We start from the raw sequence: 15,481 nt of genomic DNA, 5'->3' as shown, positions 1-15,481 counted from the left end.
GGGGCCTTCACATCCAACATCCATGCAAGCTGATCCACCGCCATCGCGAGCAGGCTCGCTCCCACAGTGGAATTGCGCTGAACACATGATCGATGGCCACCGACAAACCCTGTGGGAGCGGGCTTGCCCGCGAAGGGGCCTTCATATCCAACATCCATGCAAGCTGATCCACCGCCATCGCGAGCAAGCGCGCTCCCACAGTGGACCTGCGCTGAACACATGATCGATGGCCACCGACAAGCCCTGTGGGAGCGAGCCTGCTCGCGATAGCCATTCCCGAACCACCCTCATTATCCAGCCATGTGCCTGCGCCGATACTCATCCGGCGTGGTGCCCATCATTTTGCGAAACATGCTGATGAACGCCGAGGCGCTGCTGTAGCCCAGGTCCAGGCCGATGGTTTCCACGCTCTGGCCACGTTCGAGCAGGGCCAGGGCCTCGATGACCTTCAGGCGCTGGCGCCATTCCACCAGTGACATGCCCAGGTCCCGCTGGGCCCGGCGCATCAGTGTGCGTTCGGTGGTGTTGGCGGCGCGGGCCAGTTGCGGCAAGGAGCGTGGGTCGCTGGGATTCGCCTCAAGGGTCCGCAACACGGGGCCCAGCAGTGGATCATCCGAGGAGGGCAAGTAACTGCCGGCATGGGGCGCCTGGATCAGCTTGTCCACCAGCACCTGCAACAAGCGCTGCTGCTCGGGCGTCTGAGGTTGGCTCGGCGGGTCGCTGCGCAGCTCTTCCAGCAACGCGCGGATCAGCGGGCTCAAGGTCAGCGCGCAAGGTACGGCCGGCAGCGCAGCGCACAGTTCGGCCGCCAGGTACAACGAACAATGACATGCTTCATGCCGATTGAACCCAACGTGTTCCATGTCCGGCGGTAACCAGATGCCGTACTGCGGTGGTGCCAGGTAATGGTGCTGGGCGATCTCGATTTCCATCACCCCACTGTAGGAGTAGACGAACTCTCCCCAGGCATGCCGGTGCCGAGGGTAAGTGGCGTGGGCCGGCATGCAGGCGCTGCGAAAGAAAATCGGCGAGGGCAGGGCCGCGTCGAACGGAGGAATCTTCAGATGTTGAGCTGGAGGCTGCATATCGACCGTAATGGCGGATTACCGGGATGGCTTGTCGGGTAATCACTATATCCAGCAAAGGTGTCAGGCAGACAATCCTTTCATCCATTTCTGCCCAAGGACCTTTCCCATGACCACCCGCCGCGCCCTGGATGGCCAGGTCAGTGCCCTGATGACGGGCCTCTGTGCCATCTGGGGTTTCCAGCAAGTCGCGATCAAGGCCAGCGCCGCCGACATGGCGCCGATGCTGCAACTGGGCGTGCGCTCGGCCATCGCTGCGGTACTGGTCTGGCTGTTGGTGCTGGCGCGCGGTGAACGCCTGTCCCTGGCCGATGGCAGTTGGCGTCCCGGCCTGTTGGTGGGGCTGTTGTTTGCCCTGGAGTTCGTGATGGTGGGTGAAGGCCTACGCCATACGACGGCTTCGCACATGGTGATTTTCCTCTACACCGCGCCGATGTTCGCCGCTCTGGGCCTGCACTGGAAACTGCCGAGCGAACGTCTAAAACCTCTGCAATGGCTGGGTATCGCCGTGGCATTCGGCGGTATTGTTGTGGCGTTCAGCGGAGGGACGGGGGCGGCGAACGGCAGTTCGTTACTGGGTGATGGAATGGGGCTGCTGGCCGGTGCGCTCTGGGGGGCTACGACGGTGACAGTGCGTTGTTCACGCTTGACGAACCTGCCCGCCAGCCAGACGTTGTTGTACCAATTGGTCGGCGCCGGGGTGCTGCTGGTAGGGATGTCGGTGGTGCTGGGGCAAACGTCGATCAACCCCACACCGCAACTGCTGGCCAGCCTGGCCTTTCAAGTGTTGCTGGTGTCTTTCGCCAGTTTTCTGATCTGGTTTTCCCTGCTGCGCCGCTACCTGGCTTCGCAGTTGGGGGTGCTGTCGTTCATGACGCCGCTGTTTGGCATCGGTTTTGGTGTCTGGTTATTGGATGAACCGCTGGAGCCGAACTTCATCGTTGGCGCGGCTTTGGTATTGAGTGGGATTCTGCTGGTCAGCGGTTACGGATGGTTTCGCCAGCGTTGGGGGCGATGGCTGGTTTTGCGGCGGGAGTAAGGGAGACAAACCCATGTGGCGACGGAGCAAGCTCCCTCGCCACATGAGCGCTGCTTAGACCTTGACGATCCAGCCAGCCGGCGCTTCCACGTCGCCGGTCTGCACGCCGGTCAGCTCTTTGTAGAGCTTCTGGGTGATCGGGCCGACTTCGGTTTCGCTGTGGAACACGTGCAGCTTGTCCTTGTAGCTGATGCCGCCAATCGGAGTGATGACCGCAGCGGTACCGCAGGCGCCGGCTTCCTTGAAGTCCGACAGTTTGTCGATGAACACGTCGCCTTCGATCACTTCCAGGCCCAGGCGCGATTTGGCCAGTTCGATCAGCGACAGGCGGGTGATGCCCGGCAGGACCGAAGGGGATTTGGGGGTGACGAATTTGTTGTCATGGGTGATGCCGAAGAAGTTCGCCGAGCCGACTTCCTCGATTTTCGAGTGGGTCATCGGGTCCAGGTAGATGCAGTCGGCGAAACTGGCCTTCTTGGCCTGGGAGCCGGGCATCAGGCTGGCGGCGTAGTTGCCACCGACCTTGGCCGCTCCAGTGCCTTGTGGGGCGGCACGGTCGTAGCTGGAGATCAGGAAGTTGTGCGGGGTCAGGCCGCCCTTGAAGTAGGCGCCGACCGGGATGCAGAAGATCGAGAAGATGAACTCGGGGGCGGTGCGCACGCCGATGTTGTCACCCACGCCGATCACGAACGGGCGCAGGTACAGCGCGCCGCCAGTGCCATAAGGCGGGATGAAGCGCTCGTTGGCGCGGACCACTTGCTTGCAGGCTTCGACGAACTGCTCGGTCTCGACTTGCGGCATCAGCAGGCGCGCGCAGCTGCGCTGCATGCGGGCGGCGTTCTGGTCAGGGCGGAACAGGTTGATCGAACCGTCCTTGCAGCGATAGGCCTTCAGGCCTTCGAAACACTGCTGACCGTAGTGCAGGGCGGTGGAGCCCTCGCTGATGTGCAGCACGTTGTCGTCGGTCAGGGTGCCGGCGTCCCAGGCGCCATCGCGCCAGTGCGACAGGTAGCGCTTGTCGGTCTTGATGTAGTCAAAGCCCAGTTTGTCCCAATTGATGCTCTCGTTACCCATGACACCCTCTATTTCTTAACAACCGTCGAAACGGTTCAAGGCTTCTGACGTTTTTTGGATGGGGACAACAATACTTCATTCCGGGGCTGTTTCGCAGCCTGTGGCGAGGGGATTTATCCCCGCTGGGCTGCGAAGCAGCCCCATTAGCTCAGATATCTGACGCCCGGCGGTGACAGGTTTTGGGGTTGCTGCGCAACCCAGCGGGGATAAATCCCCTCGCCACAAGGTTATTCACCCACAACTGTTACAGATGCAACGCATGCCCCAACGCTCGCAACGCCGCTTCCTGCACCGCCTCGCCCAGCGTCGGGTGGGCGTGGATGGTGCCGGCGATGTCTTCCAGGCGAGCGCCCATTTCCAGGGACTGGCCGAACGCGGTGGACAGCTCCGACACACCAACGCCAACCGCTTGCCAACCGACGATCAGGTGATTGTCCCGCCGTGCCACGACCCGCACGAAGCCACTTTTCGATTCCAGGGTCATGGCCCGGCCATTGGCGGCGAACGGGAAGCTGGAAACGATGCAGTCGAGCCCGGCGGCTTTGGCCTCGTCCGGCGTTTTGCCGACCACCACCAGTTCCGGATCGGTGAAGCACACCGCTGCGATGGCCGTCGGGTTGAACTCGCGATGCTGACCCGCTATCAGCTCGGCAACCATTTCGCCCTGGGCCATGGCCCGGTGGGCGAGCATCGGTTCGCCGCTCAGGTCGCCGATGGCCCAGACATTGCGCATGCTGGTCTGGCAACGGTTGTCGATTTTCACCGCCGAACCGTTCATCGCCAAGTCCAACGCTTCGAGGTTCCAGCCCTGGGTGTTAGGTTTGCGACCAACGGCCACCAGCACCCGGTCGGTCTCCAGGTTCAGCGTCTCGCCAGCGGGATCGCGCACTTGCAACGTGCTGGCCTGGGCATCGAAACCTTCGACGCTGTGCTTGAGGTACAGCATCACGCCCAACTGCTTGAGCGCCTCGTGCACCGGTTGGGTCAGTTCGCCGTCGTAGGCCGGCAGAATCCGCTCCTGGGCCTCGACCACGCTGACCTCGGCGCCGAGCTTGCGGTAGGCGATGCCCAGCTCCAGGCCGATGTAGCCACCGCCCACCACCACCAGGTGCTTGGGCACCGAGGTCGGGGCGAGGGCTTCGGTGGAGGAAATGATCGGCCCGCCAATCGGCAGCATCGGCAGCTCGACGCTTTTCGATCCGGTGGCCAGCAGCAGGTGTTCGCACTGGATGCGCGTGTCGCCGACGTCAACGGTTTTGCCATCGACGACGTTGGCCCAGCCGTGAATGACCTGGACCTTGTGCTTTTTCAGCAGGGTCGCGACGCCGGTGGTCAGCCGATCGACGATGCCGTCCTTCCATTCCACGCTCTTGCCGATGTCCAGGCTTGGCGCCGACACCGTGATACCCAGGGCCGAGCCCTGGCTGTGGTGCCGTGTCTGATGGAACTGCTCGGCGACGTGAATCAACGCCTTGGACGGGATGCAGCCGATGTTCAGGCAAGTTCCGCCCAACGCCTGGCCTTCCACCAGAATGGTCGGGATGCCCAACTGGCCGGCGCGAATCGCCGCCACATAGCCGCCGGGGCCGCCGCCGATGATCAGCAGCGTGGTGTTCAAAGTTTGCATGGCCTGCTCCATTGATGATTAGTCCACAAACAGCGTGGCGGGCTGTTCGAGCAGGCCGCGCAGGGCCTGGATGAATTGCGCCGCGTCCATGCCGTCGACCACTCGGTGATCGAAGGAACTGGAGAGGTTCATCATCTTGCGGATCACGATCTGGCCTTTGATCACCATGGGTCGTTCGACAATCTTGTTCACGCCGACGATCGCCACTTCCGGCAGGTTCAGCACTGGGGTGCTGACGATGCCGCCCAACGCACCGAGGCTGGTCAGGGTGATGGTCGAGCCGGACAGCTCATCGCGGCTGGCTTTGCCATTGCGGGCCGCCGTTGCCAGACGCGAGATTTCTGCCGCGCTGTCCCACAAGCTACGGGCTTCGGCGTGACGCACCACCGGCACCATCAGGCCCACATCGCTCTGGGTGGCGACGCCGACATGCACAGCGCCCGAACGGTGGATGACCTGGGCCTCGTCGTCATAACGGGCGTTCATTTGCGGGAAGTCCCGCAAGGCTACGACCAAGGCGCGGACCAGGAATGGCAGCAAGGTCAGCTTGCCGCGATGGGCACCGTGCTTTTCATTCAAATGCACCCGCAGTTCTTCCAGGGCAGTGACGTCGATTTCCTCAACGTAGCTGAAATGCGCGGCGCGCTGGGTCGCTTCCTGCATGCGCTGGGCGATCTTGCGGCGCATGCCGATCACCGGGATCTGCTGTTCGTCGTGGCGTTCGGCATAACCCGAGCTGCCTTTGGCCTGGGTCGCTGGACCCTGAGCCAGATAGGCCTCGAGGTCTTCATGCAGGATACGCCCGGCCGGGCCACTGCCCTGGACCAGACGCAACTGAATGCCCAGGTCCAGCGCATGTTTGCGCACGGCCGGGGAGGCCAGCGGCCGCTCGTCCGGATCGCGGGCCACCGGCGCTTGCGGCGCGGGGCGTGGCGCAGCAGCGGGTTGTTCTATCGTCGGCTCAGGCGTTGCCACCGGCGCGGGTTTCGGCGCTGGCGCCGCGACGGCGGGTTGCGCCGACTCCTTGAGGTTGCCGGCACCTTCGACTTCAATGCGGATCAGTTCGCTGCCCACCGCCATGACTTCGCCGGGCTCGCCACCCAGGGCGATCACCCGACCGTGTACTGGCGAGGGAATGTCCACCATCGCCTTGTCGGTCATGACATCGGCCAGCACCTGGTCTTCGACCACCATGTCGCCAACCTTGACGTGCCACACCGACAGTTCAACTTCGGCGATGCCTTCGCCAATGTCCGGCATCTTGATAACGTGCGTGCCCATTCAGACCTCCATGACCCGTTTCAACGCCGCGCCCACACGGGACGGCCCTGGGAAATACGCCCATTCCTGCGCGTGCGGGTAGGGGGTGTCCCAACCGGTGACACGCTCGATGGGCGCTTCCAGGTGGTGGAAGCAGTGTTCTTGCACCAACGACACCAGCTCGGCGCCGAAACCGCAGGTGCGGGTGGCTTCGTGGACGACCACACAGCGGCCAGTTTTTTTCACGGATTTGACGATGGTCTCAAGGTCCAGCGGCCAGAGGCTGCGCAGGTCGATGACTTCGGCGTCGATGCCGGTTTCTTCGGCGGCGGCCTGGGACACATACACCGTGGTGCCGTAGGTGAGGATGGTCACGTCCTTGCCCGGGCGGGTGATGGCGGCGACATCCAGCGGCACTGTGTAGTAGCCGTCCGGCACCTGCGCCGACGGATGTTTCGACCATGGGGTTACCGGGCGGTCGTGGTGGCCGTCGAACGGGCCGTTATACAGGCGCTTGGGTTCGAGGAAAATCACCGGGTCATCGTTTTCGATGGAGGCGATCAGCAGGCCTTTGGCGTCGTAAGGGTTCGACGGCATGACGGTGCGCAAGCCGCAAACCTGGGTGAACATCGCTTCGATGCTCTGGCTGTGGGTCTGGCCGCCATAGATGCCGCCGCCGCAGGGCATGCGCAGGGTCATCGGCGCGGTGAACTCGCCGGCCGAGCGATAGCGCAGGCGCGCCGCTTCGGAAATGATCTGGTCCGAGGCCGGGTAGACGTAGTCGGCGAACTGGATCTCGGCCACCGGCCGCAACCCGTAGGCGCCCATGCCCACGGCCACGCCGACGATACCGCTCTCGGAAATCGGCGCGTCGAACACCCGCGAGGTGCCGTATTTATTCTGCAGGCCTTCGGTGCAGCGGAACACGCCGCCGAAGTAGCCCACGTCCTGGCCGAACACCACGACGTTGTCGTCGCGCTCGAGCATCACGTCCATGGCCGAGCGCAGGGCCTGGATCATGGTCATGGTGGTAGTGGTCATGGCGGTGTCCAGCTGGATATTGTTGTTGTGATCGTTCATGTCAGATCCCCAACTCCTGACGCTGGCGCTTCAAGTGCTCCGGCATCTCTTTGTAGACGTCTTCGAACATGGTCGCGGCGCTTGGGATCTGCCCGCCAGCAAGGGTGCCGTACTGCTCGGCTTCCTTCTGCGCGGCGATCACCTCGGCTTCGAGTTCGGCGCTGACGGCGGCATGTTCCTCTTCGGACCAGTGGCCGATTTTCACCAGATGCTGCTTGAGGCGCGCAATCGGGTCGCCCAGCGGGAAGTGGCTCCAGTCGTCGGCGGGACGGTATTTGGACGGATCATCGGAAGTGGAATGCGGGCCGGCGCGGTAGGTCACCCATTCGATCAGCGCCGGGCCGAGGTTGCGGCGGGCGCGTTCGGCGGCCCAGCGCGAAGCGGCGTAGACCGCCATGAAGTCGTTGCCATCCACCCGCAGCGAAGCGATGCCGCAGCCGACGCCGCGTCCGGCGAAGGTGGTGGCTTCACCGCCGGCAATGGCCTGGAAGGTGGAGATCGCCCACTGGTTGTTGACCACGTTGAGGATCACTGGCGCCCGGTAGACGTGGGCGAAGGTCAGGGCGGTGTGAAAGTCCGATTCGGCGGTGGCGCCGTCACCGATCCAGGCCGAGGCGATCTTGGTGTCGCCCTTGATCGCCGAGGCCATGCCCCAGCCCACGCCTTGGATGAATTGCGTGGCGAGGTTGCCGGAGATGGTGAAAAAACCGGCGTCCTTGACCGAGTACATGATCGGCAACTGCCGGCCCTTGAGCGGATCGCGCTCGTTGGACAGCAGTTGGCAGATCATGCCCACCAACGGCACCTCGCGGGCCATCAGGATGCTTTGCTGGCGATAGGTGGGGAAGCACATGTCATCGATGTTCAGCGCCAGGGCCTGGCCGCTGCCGATGGCTTCCTCGCCGAGGCTCTGCATGTAGAACGACATTTTTTTCTGGCGCTGGGCGACCACCATGCGGTTGTCGTAGATGCGCGTCTTGAGCATGGCGCGCATGCCTTTGCGCAGGATCTCGAGAGGCACGTCTTCGGCCCATGGGCCGTGGGCATTGCCCTGGTCATCGAGCACGCGAATCAGCCCGCGGGCCAGGTCGGCCGTGTCGGACGGTTCAACGTCGATGGAGGGTTTGCGCACCGTGCCGGCATCGCTCAGATGCAGGTAGGAGAAGTCGGTCTGGCAGCCGGGACGGCCCGAGGGTTCGGGGACGTGCAGGCGTAGCGGTTCATACGCTGGGTTCATGGCTTTCTACGCTCGATCTTGTGAATTTCTTGTAGTGGGCGCGCTAGCTGACGAACTTTCCCGGGTAAGGAAAATTGTCCTACAACAATCATAGGCTCGACGCAGAAGAATATTTTTCTCTGTTGGGTTGCTGTTCAGATCATTTGCAGATAAAAAATCTGCACAACGATAAAAAACAGGATTATTTGTCTCATGCGTAAATTGGATCGCACCGACATCGGCATTCTGAACAGCCTTCAGGAAAACGCCCGCATCACCAACGCCGAGCTTGCCCGGTCGGTCAATCTATCGCCCACGCCTTGCTTCAACCGGGTCCGGGCCATGGAGGAGCTGGGGGTGATACGCGAGCAAGTCACGCTGCTGGATGCCGATCTGCTGGGCCTGCATGTCAACGTGTTCATCCACGTGAGCCTGGAAAAACAAGTGGAGGAGGCGTTGCAGCACTTCGAAGAGGCGATCTCCGACCGACCGGAGGTGATGGAGTGCTACCTGATGGCAGGCGACCCGGATTACCTGATCCGCGTGTTGGTGCCGTCGATCCAGTCGCTGGAGCGCTTCATGATGGACTTTCTGACCAAGGTCCCGGGGGTGGCGAATATCCGTTCGAGCTTTGCGCTCAAGCAGGTTCGATATAAAACGGCGCTGCCTTTGCCGGCCAACGGTTTGACCTTGGGGACCTGACGCCCAGCCGAGCGGGAGAGAAACCTGTCTGGAGGGGTTACAGGAGTCGACACTGCATCGAAAACCCCAGCGTCACTGACTGCCCTTGCTCCAGCAAGCGCAACCCTGGCCGCCCTGGCAGGTGGTGGGCATTGACCGGATGGCTGACCGGCTCGATGCAAAAGAAATCCAGGCCCACGGGACAGTACAGCAGGAAGTATTCGCTGCCGCTGGCTCGGCATTCCAGCTCATAACCCAGGTCCGGTTGCTGGATCAGGCAATGCCCGTCCCAGCCGCCAAAGCCGTTGTCCACCAGTGTGTCCGGCAGCAAGCGGGGTTGTTGGAAGTCCCAGATTCGAGGAACGCTGCCCAACGTGGTTGGCAGTTTTTTCTCATCGCACATCCAGACTTCGGTCGCACGGGTTTGCAGGCGTGTGCCAGCAGTGCGCGGGAAGTACGGGTGCAAACCCAGCCCGTGCCACGCGGCCTGTTCGGCCAGGTGGGTGACGTGCATCGCGATCTGTAACTGACCGCCGCTCAAGCGAATCCGCAGGCTGGCGCAATAGGCGAATGGATGTTGGCTGTCGAGTTGCAACAAGGCTTCCTGGGCGCTTTGCTCTATCACTTGCCACGGTTGTTGCCAGGCGCTGCCATGGATCGGGAACGGGTCGTTGGGGCTGTTGGCTTCCAGGGCGAGCCAGCCGCCCGGACAGTCGAAACCTGCGTTGGCGATCCGGTTCGACCATGGGATCAGCGGGAAACAGCCGAGCTTGCCGGGCAGGCCGTTTTCCACGGCCTGGGGCGCGGGCGGGCGCAACAGCGGCTGGCCGCTGCCGCGCAACGTCCAACTGACCAGGCTGGCACCCAGGTGCGGGGCCAGGGTCAGGCGAGTCTGTTCGTCTTCGAGTTGGAGAAGAGGCGGGGTCATGTTGGCTTGTCTGCTGGGTTGGAAAAAACTTCGGGACGACTCTTGTGTGCATGCTTTTGTGGCGAGGGAGCTTGCTCCCGCTCGGCTGCGCAGCAGACGCCCGGAGTCAAAAACCTATGGGCCTGCTTCGCAGTCCAGCGGGAGCAAGCTCCCTCGCCACAAGGGGGCTTGCTCATTTATAGGGTTACAGCACCAGACGCGGCAACCACAGCGAGATCGCCGGAATGTAGGTCACGGCCAGCAACACCAGAAACAGCACGCCGTAGAACGGCAGCAGGGCCTTGACGGTGCTTTCGATACTGACCTTGCCAATGGCGGAGCCGACGAACAGCACTGCTCCCACCGGCGGAGTAATGAGCCCGATACCCAGGTTCACCAGCATAATCATGCCGAACTGCACCGGGTCCACGCCGATGCCCATGATCACCGGCATCAGGATCGGGGTCAGGATCAGGATCAGCGGCGCCATGTCCATCACCGTACCCAGGACCAGCAGCATCGCGTTGATGCACATCAGGATCACGTAGCGGTTGTCGGAGATGGTCAGGAACAGGGTGGTGATTTTCGCCGGGATCTGCATCAGCGTCATGATGTAGCCGAAGCTGGCGGCGAAGCCGATCAGGATCATCACGATCGAGATGGTACGCACCGTGCGATGCATCAGTTTCGGCAACTCACTCCACTTGTAGTCGCGGTAAATGCACATGGTCACGAAGAATGCCCAGAGCACAGCGATGGCGGCCGATTCGGTGGCGGTGAAAACACCCGAGAGGATGCCGCCGAGGATGATGAACATGGTCATCATGCCCCACATGGCTTCCCGGCAGATTTTCAGTGCCTGCTTGAGGGGAATCACTTCGCCCTTGGGGTAGTTGCGCTTCTTCGCGAAGATCAGGCACAGCACCATCAGGCAGGCGTTCATCAGCAGGCCCGGCACGATGCCGGCCATGAACAGCGCACCGATGGAAACCGTACCGCCGGCTGCCAGGGAGTACAGCACCGCGTTATGGCTGGGCGGGGTCAGCAGGGCTTGTACCGAACCACTGACGGTCACTGCGGTGGAGAACTCCCGCGGGTAGCCGCGGCGTTCCATCTCCGGGATCAGTACCGAACCCACCGAGGCGGTGTCGGCCACTGAGGATCCGGAAATGGCACCGAAGAACGTCGAGGCCATGAGGTTGACCAGTGACAGACCGCCGCGCACGAAACCCACCAGCACACCGGCGAAGGCCACCAGCCGGCGAGACATACCACCCTCGGCCATGATTGCACCGGCCAGGACGAAGAACGGAATGGCCAGCAACGAAAATTTATTCACCCCGCCCGCGACCTGGATCATCACGGCCTGGAATGGAATATCGATCCACCACGCGCCGATCAGCGCAGCGGCACCCAGGGCGTAGGCGACCGGCATGCCGATCAGGATCAACAGGAAAAAACTGCCCAGCAGAATCAGAGCGTCCATTAAGCGGCACCTTCACTTTCTTCGACCAGGTCGAACTGCACGACCCGGCGCTTGCTCTGATCACCGAGCAAGAGTTTTTCCAGGACAAAAATCAGGGTCAGAAAACCACCGACCGGTATGGGCATGTACGTGATGCCGACCCGCAGTGTGGGCAGGGCGCTCATGTACTGGTTCCAGGTGGACAGGCAGAGTTTGGTGCCGCCGCTGATCATGAAGATGCAGATCACCGCCATCAGCAGTTGGGAAAACACCGATGCCGCGGTTTTCAAGTGAGGGGGCAGGCGGTTGGTGAGCATGTCCACGGCCATGTGCGCACCAGCGCGGTAACTGGCGGCGGCGCCGATGAACGTGAACACGATCATCAGCAAAATCGCGGTGGGTTCCGGCCAGCTTGAGCCGGTACCCAGCACGTAGCGGGCGAACACGCCCCAGGGAATCATCAGAGCAATTGCCAGGACAGAGAGGCCGGCGACCCAGATGCAAGTCATGTAAATCTTGTCGTTGATGCGCAGCAGCAAATTCTTCATCGGGTTCCACCGTAACCGGGCGCGCCCGTGACATCGGGCGCACCTGGCCTTTTCAAGTACAGATTGAGAGGTGTTACTGAACGGCTTCGATACGCTTGATCAGGTCGGCGTACGGTGCACCGTATTTGGCCCGGATCGGTGCGGTGGCGTCATAGAAGGGTTTCTTGTCGACGGTGATGAACTCAACGCCCGCGGCCTTGAGTTTCTCTTCACTGGCGGCAGTCTTCTTGTCCCACAATTCGCGCTCGTCCAGTTGGGATTGTTTGGCCGCTTTTTTCACCAGGGCTTGCTGCTCGGGGGTGAGTTTTTCCCAGGTGAACTTGGACATCACCACCGGCTCCGGCAGGATCAGGTGGCCGGTCAAACTGTAGTACTTGGCGTTCTGGTAGTGGTTGTGCTCGAGCATGGTCGGCGGGTTGTTTTCCGCACCGTCGATCACGCCGGTCTGCAGAGCACTGAAGATTTCACCGGTGTCCATGGCAATCCCGTTACCGCCCATGGCGTTGAGGGTCTCGATGAACATCGGGTTGCCCATGACACGAATTTTCATGCCATGCATGTCTTCGGGCTTGTGCACGGGTTTCTTGGTGTAGAGGTTGCGAGTACCGCCGTCCATCCAGGCCAGGGCCACCAGGTTGAATTCGGAGTTGGTGATCTTGTCGAGGATTTCCTGGCCGATTTCACCGTCGATGATCTTGCGCATGTGTGCCTGGTCACGGAACACGAATGGCATGTTGAAGACGTTTACGTCCGGCACCACCGGCCCAACGATGCCCAGGCTGACGCGGGCCATCTGGACGGCACCGACCTGAAGCTGCTCGATGACTTCTTTTTCCGAGCCCAACACACCGCCGGAATACATCTTGAAGGTGAACGGGTCTTTTTGGCCTTTGCTTTCCTCGACCAGCGTCTTGCCAAGGATTTTTTCCGCTTCCACGGTTGGATAGCCATCGGGGTGGATATCGGCAAACTTGATCTCAAGAGCCTGTGCCGCTTGCGCAAGGAAGGCCAGGGGGAGGGCTGCGATCAGAAGCGTGCGTTTGAAATTCATGGTCAATCTCCAGTGTTGTTGTTTTTATATCTATCGAATGAAGCGGCAATGCAGGTCAGTTGGCGGCGTGTTTCGATCCTCCGAAAGCCGTTTCAGCAAGGCCCTTGACGCCGGGGTTGAGGGCAAACACGCCCCCGGCCAGGGACTGCGGATCAGTGTCGTCGCCAGGGCGGATCGAGGTGACGAACAGGGTGTCCAGACGGCTGCCGCCAAAGGCGCACATCGTCGGTTTCTTCACCGGCACCGCCAAAGAGCGATCCAGTCGGCCATCCGGGGTGAAACGATGGATAAGGCCGGCATCGTTGGCGCAGATCCAATAGCAACCTTCTGCGTCCACCGCCGCGCCGTCCGGGCGTCCGGCCAGGGGCATCATGTCGACGAACAGCCGTCGGTTGGAGGGCGTGCCGCTGTCGATGTCGTAATCGAAAGCCCAGATCTGCTGGATCAACGGATGTGAGTCGGAGAGGTACATCGTGCGCCCATCCGGGCTGAAGCCCAGGCCATTGGGCACGATGAACCCGCTCAGTTGTGCCTCGACCGGCCCGCGCTGTCCGCCATCGAAGCGGTACATCCGCCCCTGGTCGGCGTTGGCCCCCATGTTCAGCACCATGCTGCCGGCCCAGAAGCGGCCCTGGCGGTCGCAACGGCCATCGTTGAGGCGCATGTCGGTGCGGGCGTGCTCGACACTGGCGCACAATTCGCTGTCCAGGCTGCCGTCATCAAAGGGGTGCAGGCGAAAGAAACCGCTCTCCATGCCGGCGATCCACCCCCCGTCCTGGTGACGGGCGATGCAGGCGAGCATTTCGGGGGTTTCCCAACCTTTGAGCTGTCCGGTTCCGGCATTCCAGCACTGCAACCCACCGCTGGGAATGTCCACCCAGTACAGGGCGTTCTCCTCGGGAACCCACACTGGGCTCTCACCGACGGCGTTGCGTGCATCGACAATCAATTCGGCTTGCATGGCGATTCCTTGGTTCGTTCGTATCCCATGAAAAACAGGCGAATCAGTCGTCGAACGGGCCGGCTGCGACAAAGGCGCCACCCTGGTAGACCCTGGCCGGGTCATCGGCGGCTGGCATCGGCTGCGCTTCGACCTTGTCACGGAAGACTTCGGAGCTGTCCTTGGGCTGGTAGCCCAGGTGCGCGGCCTGGCTGTTGTCCCACCAGACGTCGCGGTTGGCGGACATGCCATACACCACGGTGTGGCCGACTTTCGGGGTATAGAGCGAGCATTCGATCAGTTGGGTGAGATCGTCGAAGCTCAGCCAGGTGCTCATCATCCGGCGGTTTTGTGGCTCGGGGAACGACGAGCCGATGCGGATGCTCACGGTTTCGATGCCGTAGCGATCGAAGTAAAAACTGGCCATGTCTTCGCCGTAGGACTTGGACAAGCCGTAGTAGCCATCCGGACGGCGAGGGGATAGGGCGTCGAGGACCTCGTCCTGCTTGTAGAAACCGATGACGTGGTTGGAACTGGCGAAGATCACGCGCTTGACGCCATGCTTGCGGGCGGCTTCATAGATGTGGAACACGCCGCTGATGTTGGCGCCGAGGATTTCTTCGAACGGACGCTCTACCGAAACACCGCCGAAATGCAAAATGGCATCGACGCCTTCCACCAGTTGATGCACCGCCTGTTTATCAGACAGGTCGCACGGCACCACTTCTTCACTTTCATCAATGGCCGGGGCCATGTTGGCGATGTCCGACAGGCGAATGTGGCGGGCGAAAGGCTTGAGGCGTTCACGCAAGACTTTGCCCAGGCCGCCGGCAGCACCGGTCAGCAGCAGACGATTGAAGGGGTGGCGAATGTGTGTCGTAGTCATGAAATTACCTGAGCAAACGGTGAGAGGTATCAGTTGTTATAAGTTGTCGTACGACCGAGAGGGAATATCCTTATCCTACCGCTACCTTGTCAACGTTTGATCGACGAATCGCTCTACAACGGCGTCCCTGCCTTTGGCTGTCGCGTCGCCATGGCCCTTTTGAAAAGCGGCCATGGCGACCGATCCCGGCTTAAAGAAGCGAGATCGGGTAGCTGACGATCAAGCGGTTTTCATCGAACTCGTTGTTACTGAAGTCTCGACGAATCGACGCGTTACGCCATTTCACATTGAGGCTCTTCAACGCACCGCTCTGTACGGTGTAGGCCAGTTCGCTTTCGCGACCCCATTCCTTACCGTCGGTGATGGTGCCGGTGTGCACGTTGTCACCGCTGATGTAGCGGTTCATCAGGGTCAGGCCCGGTACGCCGACGGCGGCGAAGTTGAAGTCATGGCGCACTTGCCAGGATTTTTCCTGGGCGTTGTCGTAGCTGGAGTTGTAGCTGTCGTTGGCCAGGGTGCCGCCGCTGGTGCCGTTGACGCGCATCCAGCCATCGTCGCCGCTGAGTTTTTGCAGGCCGACGTAGAAGGTGTTGCCACCGTATTTGGCCGAGAGCATGGCGAA

General features: G+C 61.5%; 15 protein-coding genes. 2 read left to right on the top strand and 13 right to left on the bottom strand.

Translation table 11 applies throughout. The features are described 5' to 3' along the window. Positions 1–290 precede the first annotated feature (290 nt). Entirely contained in the window at positions 291–1,085 is a 795-nt protein-coding gene (locus tag CRX69_RS20630; protein ID WP_047227610.1) for an AraC family transcriptional regulator, read from the bottom strand. 109 nt (positions 1,086–1,194) lie between these two features. Here CRX69_RS20630 and CRX69_RS20625 point away from each other — a divergent pair, with 109 nt between their 5' ends. Then, on the top strand, positions 1,195–2,124 hold the full coding sequence (locus tag CRX69_RS20625; RefSeq protein WP_076385300.1) for a DMT family transporter: 930 nt from the start codon (positions 1,195–1,197) through the stop codon (positions 2,122–2,124). A 54-nt stretch (positions 2,125–2,178) separates the two neighbouring features. Here CRX69_RS20625 and CRX69_RS20620 read toward each other — a convergent pair whose 3' ends face one another. The 5 genes from CRX69_RS20620 to CRX69_RS20600 all read right to left on the bottom strand — a co-directional run bounded on the left by CRX69_RS20620 (position 2,179) and on the right by CRX69_RS20600 (position 8,402). After that, positions 2,179–3,198: a branched-chain amino acid aminotransferase gene (locus tag CRX69_RS20620; RefSeq protein WP_047227608.1), complete on the bottom strand. Its 1,020-nt coding sequence runs from the start codon at positions 3,196–3,198 to the stop codon at positions 2,179–2,181. Positions 3,199–3,442: 244 nt separating this feature from the next. Then, the gene (gene lpdA, locus CRX69_RS20615) at positions 3,443–4,825 is read right to left on the bottom strand and encodes a dihydrolipoyl dehydrogenase (RefSeq protein ID WP_076385298.1); all 1,383 of its coding nucleotides are present in this window, start codon (positions 4,823–4,825) and stop codon (positions 3,443–3,445) included. A gap of 18 nt (positions 4,826–4,843) precedes the next feature. After that, the gene (locus tag CRX69_RS20610) at positions 4,844–6,106 is read right to left on the bottom strand and encodes a dihydrolipoamide acetyltransferase family protein (RefSeq protein ID WP_107322738.1); all 1,263 of its coding nucleotides are present in this window, start codon (positions 6,104–6,106) and stop codon (positions 4,844–4,846) included. Further along, on the bottom strand, positions 6,107–7,165 hold the full coding sequence (locus CRX69_RS20605) for an alpha-ketoacid dehydrogenase subunit beta (RefSeq protein WP_047227605.1): 1,059 nt from the start codon (positions 7,163–7,165) through the stop codon (positions 6,107–6,109). Position 7,166: 1 nt separating this feature from the next. Continuing rightward, the gene (locus CRX69_RS20600; protein WP_107322737.1) at positions 7,167–8,402 is read right to left on the bottom strand and encodes a 3-methyl-2-oxobutanoate dehydrogenase (2-methylpropanoyl-transferring) subunit alpha; all 1,236 of its coding nucleotides are present in this window, start codon (positions 8,400–8,402) and stop codon (positions 7,167–7,169) included. Positions 8,403–8,594: 192 nt separating this feature from the next. Between CRX69_RS20600 and bkdR the strand changes: the two genes are divergently transcribed. Further along, on the top strand, positions 8,595–9,083 hold the full coding sequence (gene bkdR / locus CRX69_RS20595; protein ID WP_047227603.1) for a Bkd operon transcriptional regulator BkdR: 489 nt from the start codon (positions 8,595–8,597) through the stop codon (positions 9,081–9,083). Positions 9,084–9,120: 37 nt separating this feature from the next. Here the strand turns inward: bkdR and CRX69_RS20590 are convergent, their stop codons facing one another. The 7 genes from CRX69_RS20590 to CRX69_RS20560 all read right to left on the bottom strand — a co-directional run. Next, on the bottom strand, positions 9,121–9,990 hold the full coding sequence (locus tag CRX69_RS20590) for an aldose 1-epimerase (protein ID WP_107322736.1): 870 nt from the start codon (positions 9,988–9,990) through the stop codon (positions 9,121–9,123). Positions 9,991–10,174: 184 nt separating this feature from the next. After that, a complete protein-coding gene (locus tag CRX69_RS20585; RefSeq protein WP_047227601.1) occupies positions 10,175–11,455 on the bottom strand; it encodes a TRAP transporter large permease in 1,281 nt (426 codons plus the stop codon). Continuing rightward, entirely contained in the window at positions 11,455–11,982 is a 528-nt protein-coding gene (locus CRX69_RS20580; protein ID WP_047227600.1) for a TRAP transporter small permease, read from the bottom strand. The genes CRX69_RS20585 and CRX69_RS20580 overlap by 1 nt, the downstream gene beginning before the upstream one ends. Before the next feature lie 73 nt (positions 11,983–12,055). Next, the gene (locus CRX69_RS20575) at positions 12,056–13,033 is read right to left on the bottom strand and encodes a TRAP transporter substrate-binding protein (protein ID WP_047227599.1); all 978 of its coding nucleotides are present in this window, start codon (positions 13,031–13,033) and stop codon (positions 12,056–12,058) included. A 55-nt stretch (positions 13,034–13,088) separates the two neighbouring features. Next, positions 13,089–13,994, bottom strand: coding sequence for an SMP-30/gluconolactonase/LRE family protein (locus CRX69_RS20570; RefSeq protein ID WP_047227598.1), 906 nt, complete (start codon positions 13,992–13,994; stop codon positions 13,089–13,091). Positions 13,995–14,037: 43 nt separating this feature from the next. Continuing rightward, complete coding sequence (locus CRX69_RS20565) at positions 14,038–14,859, bottom strand: NAD-dependent epimerase/dehydratase family protein (RefSeq protein WP_107322735.1); 822 nt, start codon at positions 14,857–14,859, stop codon at positions 14,038–14,040. Positions 14,860–15,049: 190 nt separating this feature from the next. Then, the coding region (locus tag CRX69_RS20560; protein WP_157952145.1) for an OprD family outer membrane porin at positions 15,050–15,481 on the bottom strand (432 nt) is incomplete at its 5' end.

The organism is Pseudomonas rhizophila (genome assembly GCF_003033885.1).
Lineage (GTDB): Bacteria > Pseudomonadota > Gammaproteobacteria > Pseudomonadales > Pseudomonadaceae > Aquipseudomonas > Aquipseudomonas rhizophila.
This window is presented reverse-complemented; position numbering and strand designations above follow the sequence as displayed.

Excerpts from the sequence above, each read along its gene's own strand:
- CRX69_RS20625 (WP_076385300.1), top strand. The coding sequence starts at position 1,195 with ATGACCACCCGCCGCGCCCTGGATGGCCAGGTCAGTGCCCTGATGACG.
- CRX69_RS20585 (WP_047227601.1), bottom strand. The coding sequence starts at position 11,455 with ATGGACGCTCTGATTCTGCTGGGCAGTTTTTTCCTGTTGATCCTGATC.
- CRX69_RS20565 (WP_107322735.1), bottom strand. The coding sequence starts at position 14,859 with ATGACTACGACACACATTCGCCACCCCTTCAATCGTCTGCTGCTGACC.
- CRX69_RS20605 (WP_047227605.1), bottom strand. The coding sequence starts at position 7,165 with ATGAACGATCACAACAACAATATCCAGCTGGACACCGCCATGACCACT.
- bkdR (WP_047227603.1), top strand. The coding sequence starts at position 8,595 with ATGCGTAAATTGGATCGCACCGACATCGGCATTCTGAACAGCCTTCAG.
- CRX69_RS20590 (WP_107322736.1), bottom strand. The coding sequence starts at position 9,990 with ATGACCCCGCCTCTTCTCCAACTCGAAGACGAACAGACTCGCCTGACC.
- CRX69_RS20580 (WP_047227600.1), bottom strand. The coding sequence starts at position 11,982 with ATGAAGAATTTGCTGCTGCGCATCAACGACAAGATTTACATGACTTGC.
- CRX69_RS20630 (WP_047227610.1), bottom strand. The coding sequence starts at position 1,085 with ATGCAGCCTCCAGCTCAACATCTGAAGATTCCTCCGTTCGACGCGGCC.
- lpdA (WP_076385298.1), bottom strand. The coding sequence starts at position 4,825 with ATGCAAACTTTGAACACCACGCTGCTGATCATCGGCGGCGGCCCCGGC.
- CRX69_RS20600 (WP_107322737.1), bottom strand. The coding sequence starts at position 8,402 with ATGAACCCAGCGTATGAACCGCTACGCCTGCACGTCCCCGAACCCTCG.
- CRX69_RS20575 (WP_047227599.1), bottom strand. The coding sequence starts at position 13,033 with ATGAATTTCAAACGCACGCTTCTGATCGCAGCCCTCCCCCTGGCCTTC.
- CRX69_RS20610 (WP_107322738.1), bottom strand. The coding sequence starts at position 6,106 with ATGGGCACGCACGTTATCAAGATGCCGGACATTGGCGAAGGCATCGCC.
- CRX69_RS20620 (WP_047227608.1), bottom strand. The coding sequence starts at position 3,198 with ATGGGTAACGAGAGCATCAATTGGGACAAACTGGGCTTTGACTACATC.
- CRX69_RS20570 (WP_047227598.1), bottom strand. The coding sequence starts at position 13,994 with ATGCAAGCCGAATTGATTGTCGATGCACGCAACGCCGTCGGTGAGAGC.